The organism is Micromonospora sp. NPDC003944, from assembly GCF_053605225.1.
Map to the genome: position 1 here is coordinate 1 of NZ_JBSGIV010000040.1, position 12915 is coordinate 12915.

The 12915-nt window shown below is 71.9% G+C and carries 9 protein-coding genes and 1 pseudogene; 6 read left to right on the plus strand and 4 right to left on the minus strand.

Features of this window, described 5'->3' with window-relative positions; genetic code table 11:
• Positions 1-124 precede the first annotated feature (124 nt).
• Both ACWER9_RS20115 and ACWER9_RS20120 read right to left on the minus strand, forming a co-directional pair.
• Positions 125-787 (minus strand): C39 family peptidase, encoded by a 663-nt coding sequence (locus ACWER9_RS20115; RefSeq protein ID WP_452303269.1) that lies wholly within the window; start codon positions 785-787, stop codon positions 125-127.
• 329 nt (positions 788-1116) lie between these two features.
• Positions 1117-2778, minus strand: a complete 1662-nt coding sequence (locus ACWER9_RS20120) for a beta-N-acetylhexosaminidase (RefSeq protein WP_452303317.1) — start codon at positions 2776-2778, stop codon at positions 1117-1119.
• 368 nt (positions 2779-3146) lie between these two features.
• Between ACWER9_RS20120 and ppdK the strand changes: the two genes are divergently transcribed.
• A complete protein-coding gene (ppdK, locus tag ACWER9_RS20125; protein ID WP_452303270.1) occupies positions 3147-5882 on the plus strand; it encodes a pyruvate, phosphate dikinase in 2736 nt (911 codons plus the stop codon).
• A 42-nt stretch (positions 5883-5924) separates the two neighbouring features.
• Here the strand turns inward: ppdK and ACWER9_RS20130 are convergent, their stop codons facing one another.
• Positions 5925-6425, minus strand: coding sequence for a roadblock/LC7 domain-containing protein (locus ACWER9_RS20130; RefSeq protein ID WP_452303271.1), 501 nt, complete (start codon positions 6423-6425; stop codon positions 5925-5927).
• 252 nt (positions 6426-6677) lie between these two features.
• Here ACWER9_RS20130 and ACWER9_RS20135 point away from each other — a divergent pair, with 252 nt between their 5' ends.
• The 3 genes from ACWER9_RS20135 to ACWER9_RS20145 are packed head-to-tail and all read left to right on the plus strand — an operon-like array spanning position 6678 to position 9144.
• Complete coding sequence (locus ACWER9_RS20135; RefSeq protein ID WP_452303272.1) at positions 6678-7031, plus strand: VOC family protein; 354 nt, start codon at positions 6678-6680, stop codon at positions 7029-7031.
• The gene (locus ACWER9_RS20140; protein WP_452303273.1) at positions 7015-8280 is read left to right on the plus strand and encodes a deoxyguanosinetriphosphate triphosphohydrolase; all 1266 of its coding nucleotides are present in this window, start codon (positions 7015-7017) and stop codon (positions 8278-8280) included. The genes ACWER9_RS20135 and ACWER9_RS20140 overlap by 17 nt, the downstream gene beginning before the upstream one ends.
• 15 nt (positions 8281-8295) lie before the next feature.
• The gene (locus tag ACWER9_RS20145) at positions 8296-9144 is read left to right on the plus strand and encodes a siderophore-interacting protein (protein WP_452303274.1); all 849 of its coding nucleotides are present in this window, start codon (positions 8296-8298) and stop codon (positions 9142-9144) included.
• Between the two features lie 7 nt (positions 9145-9151).
• Here the strand turns inward: ACWER9_RS20145 and ACWER9_RS20150 are convergent, their stop codons facing one another.
• Positions 9152-10357 (minus strand): low temperature requirement protein A, encoded by a 1206-nt coding sequence (locus tag ACWER9_RS20150; protein WP_452303275.1) that lies wholly within the window; start codon positions 10355-10357, stop codon positions 9152-9154.
• A gap of 113 nt (positions 10358-10470) precedes the next feature.
• On the opposite strand from ACWER9_RS20150, the pseudogene dnaG reads away from it, so the two are divergent.
• Positions 10471-12373, plus strand: a pseudogene (dnaG, locus tag ACWER9_RS20155) (DNA primase).
• Positions 12374-12910, plus strand: a complete 537-nt coding sequence (locus ACWER9_RS20160) for a hypothetical protein (protein ID WP_452303276.1) — start codon at positions 12374-12376, stop codon at positions 12908-12910.
• The last annotated feature ends 5 nt before the right edge of the window (positions 12911-12915 follow it).

The following is a 12915-nucleotide window of genomic DNA, read 5'->3' on the forward strand; positions in this document are numbered from 1 at the left end:
CGGGGCGCGGGGCGCGGGGCGCGGGGCGCGGGGCGCGGGGCGCGGGGCGCGGGGCGCCGTGACCTGGGCATGCCGAAGGGCCGGACCCGTGGTGGGGTCCGGCCCTTCGGGTGTTCGGTGGTGCTTAGCTGGCGGCGTAGCCGCGGGTGGCGATCCAGTCGGCGAGGTGCTCGACGGTGACCTCGTAGGAGGCGGTGTTCGGGTCGGCGGAGTCGGCGATCTTGACGATGTTGCCGTTGTCGCGGTAGCCGACGACGCTGATGTAGTGCCCACCCTCGAAGGAGTGGATACCACCGTCGGTGTCGGTCGTGGTGCCGGCGATGTTGGCGACCACTGCCCGGCCGTCGTCGACGGTCTTGACGATGTCGGCGCGCAGCTTGTCGGTCTGCTTGTCGTCGGCCTTGGGCGTGCTGATCTCGACGGAGTGGTACGCGTCGTTCTTGCCGGTCTCCTTGTTCAGCACCGGGGTGATGTCGTTGATGGAGTTGGTGCCGGCCTCGGTGGTGCCCATCTCCTTGGCCATGGCGTCCACGCTGATGTCCTTGCCCTGCACGGACAGGGCGTTGCGGGCGGCGGCGGGGCCGCAGTAGTAGAAGTTCGGCTGGGCCTCGTAGCGCACGCCCAGCTGACGCTCGCCGTGGCCCTTGCGGTCGGTCTGCGCCTGCGACGCCGGCTTGCTGGTGTTCGGGGCGGCGAAGGCGGTGGTGACGGGGCCGGCGATGGCGCCACCGGTGAAGGCGAGGCCGGCGGCGGTCAGAGCGGTCTTACGAATCAGATCGGTACGCATGATGGCGTGCTCCTCTGCTTCATCGGGGGTGCCGCGCGGCGTGACAGAGGGACGTTCTCCGCGCGGGACAGAGCGCAACGGTTCGGGGCGGCGGATCATTCCGCCGGGCTCCTCGGCCCGTGCTGCTCGGCGGTGCGGGGGATGTAACCGGGGCGGCCCGGCCGGTGTTCCCGGCGGCTGCCCTGCACCGACGACCAGACAGTCGCGGTGTCGTGCCAGGTATAACGACCCCGCCGGGTCCGCGATTCCGCCGTCCGGGTGGCCCCGACCACGGGACGGCGCGGCGTATACCGGACAGCCGGCGTCGGGACGACCCGCGCCGGTCGGCGTTATGGGGTGTTCGGGTCGGGGTCGGCGCCCTCTCGGGTGTCGGCGTGGGTGGGCACGGCCGGGTCGCGCTGGGCGGGGATGGTCGGTCCGGTCGACCAGGGGATCTCGGGCGCGCGGTGGAAGGTGATCCCGGCAGTCGTCCAGCGCGGGCCCTGGCCGGCAAGGCGGTCGCGGAAGTCGGCCCAGTCGTGGCTTGCCCGGGGTGACCAGCCCAGTTCGGCGATGGCCGGAAGGCGGGGCAGGAGCAGGAGTTCGATGTCGGCCAGCGAGGTGACCGATTCGGTCCAGAGCGGGGCCTCCACACCGAGCACGGCCTCGGCGGGTACGCCTGTGACGTGCGTTCCGGGATCCCAGTCGTACGCCTTCCGTACGTCGATGAGGCCGGCCCAGTCGTGCCCGATCGGGGTGTCCGGGGCGTACTTCATGTCCAGGTAGGCGTGGTTTCCGGGGGAGACGATCAGGCGGGCGCTCCGGCGTACGGCGTCGACCGTGGTGGGGTCCTCGCCGTTCGTGCCCCACCACTGCAGGACCCGCCCGTCGAGGTGGGCGGCCGGTGCGAGCTGGTGCCAACCGACGACCGTCTTGCCGAGGTCGGCGACGATGCGCTGGACTCGCTCGACGAAACCGGTGTAGACCTCGCCCTTGACCTTGAACGCCTCGTCGCCGCCGACGTGCAGCCAGGGGCCGGGGGTGAGCGCGGCCACCTCGCCCAACACGTCGGCGACGAAGTCGTACGTCCGCTCGTCGGCCGGGTCGACGTAGCTGAAGCCGACCTCGGTGCCGGTGTACGGCGGTGGGGCGGTCTTGTCCGGTGCCAGCTCCGGGTACGCGACGAGCGCCGAGTTGGTGTGCCCCGGCAGGTCGATCTCCGGGACGACGGTGATGTGGCGGGCGGCCGCGTAGGAGACGATCCGCGCGTAGTCGGCCTTCGCGTAGAACCCGCCGGGGCCGCCGCCGACCTCGGTCGCCCCGCCGACGGTGGTCAGCTTCGGCCAGGAGTCGACGGCGATCCGCCAGCCCTGGTCGTCGGTGAGGTGCAGGTGCAGGTGGTTGAGCTTGTAGCGGGCCAGGTGGTCGATCACCCGCAGCACGTCCGGGACGGCGAAGAAGTGCCGTGCGACGTCGAGCATCGCGCCCCGGTAGGGAAACCGGGGCGTGTCGGTGATGGTCCCGCCGGGCAACGCCCAGCGCTCGGCGACCGGCTCGGGACTCTCGATCGCCGCCGGCAGTAGCTGGCGCAGCGTCTGGACGCCGTAGAAGAGGCCGGCGCCGGTGGCGGCGGTGACGCGTACTCCGCCGGTGGTGATGTCGAGCCGGTAGCCCTCCGCGCCGAGGTCGGCGGTGTCCTCCAGCACGAGCGCGATGCCACCTGCGGGCTCCGGCGTGGTGGCGTCGGTGACCGGCAGCGGGTAGCCGGTGGCCGGCCGTAGGAGCTGGGCGAGCTGCTCGGCGATCGCAAGCGCGGCGGGCTCGGCGCTGACCACGATCACCGCTTCGGCCGGGAGCACCCAGTCCCCGGTCGGGTCCGGCTGGACCTGGCGCGGGGCGGGGACGACGTCGGCCAGCCGGTGCGAGGCCGACGGGGCGAGCAGATCGCCGGCAAACTGCTCGGCCGCCCGGGCCAGCGCGGCCACGTCCGGTTCCCGGGTCGGCAGCGGCACCTCGCCGGTCGCGGGGACGGCGGTGGGGCCAGGGGAGGAGGTGGTCGACACGGCGGCGACTCCGAGGGGGGTGTATTCGCGTCGGTTATGGCAAAAGTGAGGTTCACTGGCTGGCGTGGCGTCAAGCGTACGACGCTCGGCCGGGATGCGTGATGGTGCGCGTGGAAGCGTTCCCAAAAACCGGTACGAACACGGATAGTCGTGATGGCTGTGCCAATTGTCACCGAACGGTCCCAGGTCGCTCGATGTTCGCTTAACCTTCGCCCACCGATCGACGTAGACCCCGGGATTACCGGCGGTCCGTCCCGGGGAAGAAGAAAACTGAACCTTCGTTAAGTGTCCAGCCGGCGCGTGTTGTGGAGGCTCTGGTGGCAGCGCAAGAGACCGTCGATCACAAGTACGTCTACGACTTCTCCGAGGGCAACAAGGATCTCAAGGAACTGCTCGGCGGCAAGGGGGCGAACCTCGCCGAGATGACCAACCTGGGCCTGCCCGTCCCGCCCGGCTTCACCATCACCACCGAGGCGTGCCAGGCGTACCTCGCGACGGGACGGGAACCGGACGGGCTCGCCGGTCAGATCGAGGCGCACCTGCAGGCGCTGGAGCGGGCGATGGGCAAACGCCTCGGCGACCCGCAGGACCCCCTGCTGGTGTCCGTCCGCTCGGGTGCCAAGTTCTCCATGCCCGGCATGATGGAGACCGTCCTCAACGTCGGCCTCAACGACCAGAGCGTGCAAGGTCTCGCACGACAGGCCGGCAGCTCGGCCGACCAGACCGCACCCGGCGGCGCGGACCGCTTCGCCTGGGACTCCTACCGACGACTCATCCAGATGTTCGGCAAGACCGTCTGCGAGGTGCCGGGCGAGGAGTTCGAGCACGCGCTCGACGAGGCCAAGCACGCCAAGGGCACCCACGACGACCTGGACCTGGACGCCGACGACCTGCGGGGGCTTGTCGACGCGTACAAGAAGATCTTCTTGAAGCACACCGGTCGGGAGTTCCCGCAGCAGCCACGCGAACAGCTCGACCTGGCCATTCGCGCGGTCTTCGAGTCGTGGAACGCCGAGCGCGCGGTGCTCTACCGTCGCCAGGAGAGGATCCCGGCCGACCTCGGCACCGCGGTCAACGTGGTGACCATGGTGTTCGGCAACCTCGGGCCGGACTCCGGCACCGGGGTCGCGTTCACCCGCGACCCGAGCAGTGGCGCGCAGGGCATCTACGGCGACTACCTGGCCAACGCCCAGGGTGAGGACGTGGTCGCCGGCATCCGCAACACCGTGCCGTTGCAGGAGTTGGAGCAGCTCGACAAGTCCTCCTACGACGAACTGCTCGGCATCATGGCCCGGCTGGAGGAGCACTACAGGGACCTCTGCGACATCGAGTTCACCATCGAACGCGGCAAGCTGTGGATGTTGCAGACCCGGGTCGGCAAGCGCACCGCCGCCGCCGCGTTCGTCATCGCCGGGCAACTCGTCGACGAGGGTCTGATCGACCTGGACGAGGCGCTGCACCGGGTCAACGGCGCGCAGTTGGCCCAGCTGATGTTCCCGCGCTTCCAACTCGACCACGAGTTCCAGCCGGTCGCCAAGGGCATCGGGGCCTCGCCGGGCGCGGCGTCCGGCACGGTCGTCTTCACCTCCGCGCGGGCCGTCGAGCTGGCCGCCCAGGGTGAGTCGGTGATCCTGGTGCGTCGGGAGACCAACCCGGACGACCTGAACGGCATGATCGCCGCGAAGGGCATCCTCACCTCGCGCGGTGGCAAGACCAGCCACGCCGCGGTGGTGGCCCGGGGCATGGGCAAGACCTGTGTCTCCGGGGCCGACGAGATCGAGGTGAACGTGCCCGCGAAGCGGTTCACCGTGGCCGGGCAGACCGTCGGCGAGGGCGACGTCGTCTCCATCGACGGCACCACCGGGAAGGTCTACCTCGGTGAGGTGCCGGTCATGCCGTCGGAGGTCGTGCAGTACTTCGAGGGCAGTCTCGACCCCGAGCACGTGGACAACGCGCTGGTCCGGGCCGTACACCGGATCATGACGCACGCCGACGGGAAGCGGCGGCTCGCGGTCCGCACGAACGCCGACACCGGTGCCGACGCCGCCCGGGCCCGGCGCTTCGGCGCCGAGGGCATCGGGCTGTGCCGCACCGAGCACATGTTCCTCGGCGACCGGCGGGAGTTGGTCGAGCGGCTGATCCTGGCCCGGGCCGAGGGTGAGCGGGAGGCCGCCCTGGCGGCGCTGCTGCCGTTGCAGCGGGCCGACTTCGAGGAGATCTTCCGCGAGATGGACGGCCTGCCGGTCACCGTCCGCCTCATCGACCCGCCGTTGCACGAGTTCCTGCCGCCGCTGGAACAACTCGCCGTCAACGTGGCGGTCGCCCAGGAACGCGGCGAGGACGTGGCCAAGGAGGAGGCGCTTCTCGCCGCCGTCCGGCGGATGCACGAGGAGAACCCGATGCTCGGGCTGCGGGGCGTACGCCTCGGCCTGGTCATCCCCGGCCTGTTCGCGATGCAGGTCCGGGCCATCGCGGAGGCGGCGGTCAGTTGTGCCCGTGACGGGGGCGTGGCGAAGCCCGAGATCATGGTGCCGCTGGTCGGGGCGGTGCAGGAGCTGGAGACCGTCCGCGCCGAGGCGGAGAAGATCATCGCCGAGGTGGTCGGGGACAGCGGCGTCGAGGTGCTGATCGGCACCATGATCGAGGTGCCCCGGGCGGCGCTGACCGCCGGGCAGATCGCCGAGGCCGCCGAGTTCTTCTCCTTCGGCACCAACGACCTGACCCAGATGGGCTGGGGCTTCTCCCGCGACGACGTCGAGGGCGCGTTCTTCTGGCGGTACCTGGAGCTGGGCATCTTCGGCATCTCGCCGTTCGAGTCGATGGACCGCGACGGCGTCGGCCGGCTGGTGCGGATCGCCGCCGAGGAGGGGCGCGCCGCCCGGCCCGGTCTGAAGCTCGGCATCTGCGGTGAGCACGGTGGCGACCCGGACTCGGTGCACTTCTTCCACGAGGTCGGTCTGGACTACGTGTCCTGCTCGCCGTTCCGGGTGCCGGTGGCACGGCTGGAGGCCGGTCGGGCGGTCGTGGGAAGCGGCGGGTCGGACAGCCGCTGACGTACGCCGGCGGCGGCCCGGTCACCCGGCCGCCGCCGGCGTTCAGATCGGTGGACGACGCCAGGTGGGTCGGGACGAGCGGCGCAACTGGGTCGGCAGGGTCGCCATCGGGGTACGGGTCGCGAGTGGAGCGTGCGCGTCGGGCACCGAGGTCGCGCCGATGCCTCCGCCGCGAACGTCGAGGAACGAGCCCGCCCGCCGGGCCACCACCCGCGCCTCCTCGTGCAGCGCCTCCAGGTCTCCCGGTGGCGAGCCGGTGACGAGGGTCAGCAGGGCGCTGCGCCCGGCCGGGTAGGTCACCACGCAACCGGCGGTGGTGCACACGACCGACTCCCGGAACTCACCCCGCCCGACGGTGTCGGCCACCCGGTGGCCGAGCCCGAAACTCGCGGCGGCGAGCGCGGCGAGGTGGGTGGCGTCGGTGCTGGGCAGGTCGCTGGAGATGAGCATCCCGTCGGTGCCCGCGAGCACCGCGCCGGCGACGTCGGGTCGGCGTTGGCGCAGCCCGCGTAGCTCCGTTCCCATCACCGTGTCTGCGTCCACGAGCGTTACCCCTCACCGGTCGGGCTCTGCGTCAGTCGGCTGGTCACGTTCCGCGCCGGGAACGCTACAGGTGGCCACTTCCAGCCGCGAGCCCGTAACCCTCGGCGATCGGTTGGCAACTGGGGACCGATCGGTGGTTGTGTGCCAGTCGTCGATGCGTCGTGGGCGGGTCGCGCGGTGGTGGCGGGCGTAATCTTTTCTCGCTCGCACACGGCCGATTCGGCGCCGCGTCGAACGGGAAGAGGTGACTGCATGACCAGTGTCTGGGAGAACCTGACTGTCGACGCCCGCGATCCGGCCCGACTGGCCCGGTGGTGGGCCGAGGCGCTCGGCTATCAGATCGTCACCGAGAAGCCCGACGAGGTGGAGATCCGCCAGTCCGCCGACCGCCTGCCCGGCCTGGTCTTCGTGCCCGTGACCGAGGGCAAGGAGCGCAAGAACCGGCTGCACCTCGACCTGCGCCCCGCCGACCAGGAGGCCGAGGTCGAGCGCCTGGTCGACATGGGCGCGCGGCACGTCGACATCGGCCAGGGCGACGTCGAGTGGACGGTGCTGGCCGACCCGGAGGGCAACGAGTTCTGCGTGCTGCATGCCCGGGAGGAATGACCCGGCGGAGGCCCGGCTGGTCGAGGAGCCGCCCAAGGACACCGGGCACCGCCGCTCGCCGTACGAGCGGGACCGGGCGCGGGTGCTGCACTCGGCGGCGTTTCGCCGGCTGGCCACCAAGACCCAGGTGCACACCGCCGGCACCGACGACTTCCTGCGTACCCGGCTGACCCACTCGCTCGAGGTGGCCCAGATCGCCCGGGAGATGGGCGCCCGGCTGGGCTGCGACCCGGATGTGGTGGACGTCGCGGGGCTCGCGCACGACCTGGGGCACCCGCCGTTCGGGCACAACGGTGAGGCCGCCCTGGACCTGCTCGCCACGCCGTGCGGCGGCTTCGAGGGCAACGCGCAGACCCTGCGGGTGTTGACCCGCCTGGAGGCGAAGGTGCTCGCCCCGGACGGCTCGTCCGCCGGGCTGAACCTGACCCGGGCATCGCTCGACGCGATCGGCAAGTACCCCTGGCCGCGCCGGCCGGGGGAGCGCAAGTTCGGGGTGTACGCCGACGACGCGGCCGTCTTCGACTGGATCCGGACCGGCGCGCCCGGCGACCGGCGCTGCCTGGAGGCCCAGGTGATGGACTGGGCCGACGACGTCGCGTACTCGGTGCACGACGTGGAGGACGGCATCCACGGCGGCTACGTCACGTTGCACCCGTTGCTCACCGACGCCGACGAGCGCGCCGCGCTCTGCGCCGACGTGGCCGCCGCCTACTCCGGGGAGTCTGCGGCCGACCTCGCCGAGGTGCTGGTCGACCTGCTGGCCGGCCCGCTGCTCGCCCCGCTGGCGGGGTACGACGGCAGCCACCGCGCGCAGGTCGCGTTGAAGGCCACCACGAGCGGGGTGACGGGGCTGTTCGTGTCCGCGGCGGTGGCTGCCACGGAGGAGCGCTTCGGGCCGGGCCCGCACCGCCGCTACGGCGCCGACCTCGTGGTGCCCCGTCTGGTCCGGGCGCAGTGTGCCCTGCTCAAGGGCATCGCGCTCCGGTACGTGATGCGTCGCAGCGGCTTCCGGGGCCGTTACGAGCGGCAGCGGGCCATGCTCGCCGAGCTGGTAGCCGCGCTGGTCCGGCGCGCCCCGGAGGGGCTCGACCCGATCTTCGCTCCGCTGTGGCGGGCCGCGGCGGACGACGCGGCCAGACTGCGGGTGGTGATCGATCAGGTCGCCTCGCTCACCGACCCGGCGGCGGTGACCTGGCACACCCGCCTGGTCGGCACCGGCGCACCCGTGCCCGGCGACGCGACAGCTTAGGCTAACCTAACTGACATGACGGAACGCCCCAGGAACGTCACCTCGGCCCACGTGCTGCGCACCGAGCGGCCCACCCCGCACCTGATCCGCCTCGTCCTCGGCGGGGACGAGCTGGTCGGCCTGCCGGTGGGCGAGTTCACCGACCACTACATCAAGGTGGTCTTCCCGCAGCCGGGGGTCGCGTACCCGCAGCCGTTGGACCTCGCCGCGATCCGCCGGGACCTCCCTCGGGAGCAGTGGCCCCGGCTGCGCGCCTACACGGTGCGGCGCTGGGATCCGTTGGCCGGGGAGCTGACCGTCGACGTGGTGCACCACGGCGACGAGGGGTTGGCCGGGCCGTGGGCCGCCGCGCTGCGCCCCGGCGACCCGGTGCACTTCGTCGGGCCTGGCGGCGCGTACGCCCCGAACCCGGACGCGGACTGGCACCTGCTTGTCGGTGACGAGAGCGCGCTGCCGGCGATCGCGGCCGCACTGGAGCGGCTGTCACGTGGCGCACCGGCCCACGTCTTCGTGGAGATCGCCGACCCGTGCGAGGAGCAGAAGCTGCTCAGCCCCGGGGCGGTGGAGCTGACCTGGTTGCACCGGGGCGAACGCCCGGTGGGCGAGGCGCTCGTCGCCGCGGTGCGGGCGTTGGAGTTCCCGGCCGGCCAGGTGCACGCGTTCGTGCACGGCGAGGCGGCCTTCGTCCGGGAGTTGCGCCGACTGCTGCGCGGCGAGCGGGGCGTACCCCTCGACCGGCTCTCCATCTCCGGCTACTGGCGGCGCGGCATGGACGACGAGGGTTGGCGCTCCACCAAGGCCGACTGGAACCAGCAGGTGGCGGCCGAGGAGGTAGCCGTTCCGGAGCCTGCCGCGGCGGCCTGAGCGCCGGTCATCCCTCGGGCGTCTGGTTCGCCGCGCCGGCCTTGGCCAGTCGCCTGCTGACCAGGACGGCGTACCCGACGACAGCCAGGGAGAGCAGCGACAGCATCACCCTTGGTCGATGCACCGTCACGGTGATCAGCGAGACCGAGACCACCCCGTAGACGGCGATCGCCAACCGGGCGCTGCTCGGCCGGGTCCAGAGCCAATAGAGGGCGAGACCACAGAGGGTCCAGATCACCATCGACGCGCCGAGCAGCAGCCGCAACTCGAGCGGCAGGTGGTTCGCATTGTCGTCGACCAGTCGGACCACCTGCCCGAGCGACCACCCGAGCAGCAACAGCGCACCGCCGAGCGGGATGTGCAGGTAGCTGTACGCCTGCCCGCCGCGTAGCCGGCGCTGGAGCAGGCGGGTGGTGACGAACGTGGTGTAGACCCACCACACGGCCGCCGGGATCAGGAAGGCCAACGCGGCGGTGAGGATCATGTGTGGCGGGGGATGGTCCGGCACGGCGAAGAGCAGGCTGGCCAGCGCGCTGCCCAGCACGATGATGGTGAACTGGCCGATGCGTTCCGGCAGGTGCCTGTTGTCCACCGGCCAGCGGTTCAGCCAGCGCGCCCCGACCCAGGGCGTGGCCAGTTCGATGACCATCGCGACGATCCACAGGACCGGCCGCAGCTCGGAGGGCACGGTCAGCGACACCAACCAGATCAGCCAGCCCGACCCGAAGCCGATCAGGTAGATCGTGGTCACCATCCGGGCCATCGGGCTGCTGGGACGGGCGCGCAGGTACAGCAGGAGCAGCACACCCCGCACGATCAGGTACCCGATGGGCAGGAGCACGCTCTCCGGGACCTCGTCGACGCCGAGCGTCATCGCGCCCGCGCCGATCAACGCGACGAGCACCAGCATCCGGTGCAGCGCGTCGTCCGGATCGAAGCGGGTGTCGTAGTAGACCTGCCCGATCCAGGCCCACTGGATCACCACGAAGAGCCCGATCACGGCAAGCACGGAGCCCGGCCCCGGAGTGGTGTCGTCACCGAGTCGGGCCACCACCGCAGCCAGGGCGTACACGAAGATGAGGTCGAGGAAGAGCTCCAGCCAGGTGGCGTGCCGGTGCCCGGCCTCGTCCGTCTGCGGGGTCTGGCCACCGATCCCCAACCACCGCGCCAGCCATCGGGGCAGGCGAGGGGCTTCGGTCCGTACCGTGGGCATCTGGTCATGGTCCCCGCGCGGGCCCGGTTGCCGGGCCGGAATCGCGCAGCCGGCAGCGGTCGCCGCCACACCGGCGTCCCCCGGCCGGCGTGTCGTCGGTCCGGCAGGGCAGGATGTACGGCGAGGGGGTGGCGAATGGCTGGGCGGATCCGGGACGAGGACATCGCACTGGTCCGGGAACGCACCTCGATCGGGGATGTGATCTCCGAGACCGTCACCCTGAAGTCCGCCGGCGGCGGCAACCTCAAGGGCCTGTGCCCGTTCCACGACGAGAAGAGCCCGTCGTTCAACGTCTCGCCGGCCCGCAACGTCTGGTACTGCTTCGGCTGCGGGGCCGGCGGGGACGCGATCAAGTTCCTGATGGACGCCGACCACCTCAGCTTCGTGGAGTCCGTCGAGCGGCTGGCCGGCCGTGCCGGCATCCAACTGCGCTACATCGAGGACGACAGGGGCGCCCCCCGCCCCCGCCCGCAGCAGGGTCAGCGGCAGCGTCTGGTCGCCGCGCACGCCGCCGCCGTCGAGTTCTACCGGGCGCAGTTGAGCACCGCCGGCGCCCGGCCGGCACGGGAGTTCCTGGCCCGACGGGGCTTCGACCGGGTCGCCGCCGAGCGCTACGGCTGCGGCTTCGCCCCTGATGGTTGGGACCTGCTCACCAAGCACCTGCGCCAGCAGGGCTTCACCCACCAGGAGCTGGTCACCGCCGGGCTGTCCCGGGAGGCCCGCTCCGGCTCCCTGATCGACAGGTTCCGCCGTCGGCTGCTCTGGCCGATCCGCGACCTCGCCGGCGACGTGATCGGTTTCGGCGCGCGCAAGCTCTTCGACGACGACGACGGCCCGAAGTACCTGAACACCCCCGAGACGCCGATCTACAAGAAGTCGCAGGTGCTCTACGGCATCGACCAGGCCAAGCGGGAGATCGCCAAGCAGGGGCGGGCGGTGATCGTCGAGGGTTACACCGACGTGATGGCCTGCCACCTGGCCGGGGTGACCACGGCGGTGGCGACCTGCGGCACCGCCTTCGCGGCGGACCACATCTCGGTCCTGCGTCGGCTCCTGTTCGACAGCGACGAGGTGGCCGGCGAGATCATCTTCACCTTCGACGGCGACGCCGCCGGGCAGAAGGCCGCGCTGCGCGCCTTCGAAGACGACCAGCGGTTCGTGGGGCGCACGTTCATCGCGGTCAGCCCGGACAACATGGACCCGTGCGATCTGCGGTTGGCCAAGGGCGACCTGGCGGTGCGTGACCTGGTCGCCCGCCGCGAGCCGCTCGTCGACTTCGCGCTGCGGCACGTGATCGGCCGCTTCGACCTGGACACCGTCGACGGTCGGGTCGAGGCCATGCGGCACGCCGCGCCCCTGGTCGCGCGACTGAAGGACCGGGAGAAGCGCCCGGAGTACGTCCGCAAGCTCGCCATGGACCTCGGCATGGAGATCGAGCCGGTGCAGCGGGCGGTGCTCGCCGCCGGCAACACCCCACCGCCCGGCGCCCGCGACGCCGCCCCCGCCGCCCGGCCGGCCTCGGCCCGCCCCGAGCCGGCGGTGGACAGCCCGCAGTCGATGGTCGAACGGGAGGCGCTGAAGCTCGCTCTCCAGCAGCCGGTCCTGGCCGGGCCGATGTTCGACGCGGTCGAGGCCACCGAGTACCGCCACCCGGTGCACGTCGCGGTGCGCGCGGCAATCGCGGCGGCCGGTGGTGCCGCGTCGGCGACCGGCGGCGCGGTCTGGATCGAGTCGGTCCGGGACGCCTGCGACGACCTGGCGTCCGCGGCGCTGGTCGGTGAGTTGGCCGTCGAACCGCTCCGGATCGACGGCGAACCGGACCCGCGCTACGTGTCGATCACCATGGCCCGGGTGCAGTTCGGGTCGGTGACCGCCCGCATCCGCGACCTCAAGTCACGCATCCAGCGGATCAACCCGGTCAACAACAAGGACGAGTACTTCGCCGCCTTCGGTGAGCTGCTGTCCCTGGAGCAGCACGCCCGGGCGCTGCGCGAGCAGGCTGCGGGAGGCCTCTAGATGGGACTGTTCAGCCGCAAGCCGAAGCTGCCGCCGGCCGACCGGCCGCCGCTGACCGCCGACGAACGGGTGTTGGCCTGGGCCGCCGCCGGCAACGGCGAGGGCGACGGGGTGGTGGTCGCCACCAACCTCGGGTTGTGGCTGCCCGGCCGAGGGCACCGACTCGGCTGGCACAGCGTCCTCAAGGCGGTCTGGTCCGGCCGGGAGTTGACGGTCACCCCCGCGGATCCCGTCGTCGAGCGGGACGGCTACACGGTGGTCGCCGACGGTCCGGCCGAGACGTACCTGCTGCTCGACCCGGGGGAGCTGCCGCACCAGGTGCGGGCGCGGGTGACCCGCTCGGTCGCGTACACCGAGCACCAGCCGGTGCCCGGCGGCGCGGCGCGGGTCGCGGCCCGGCGCGTGGCCGGGGTCGACGGTCTGACCTGGACGGTCCGACTCGACCCCGGCACTCCGGGGGACGACGAGGCCCTGCTCGCCGAGACCGACCGGCTGGTCGGTGTGGCCCGCGCCGCCACCGCGCCGGCCGACACCTGACCGGC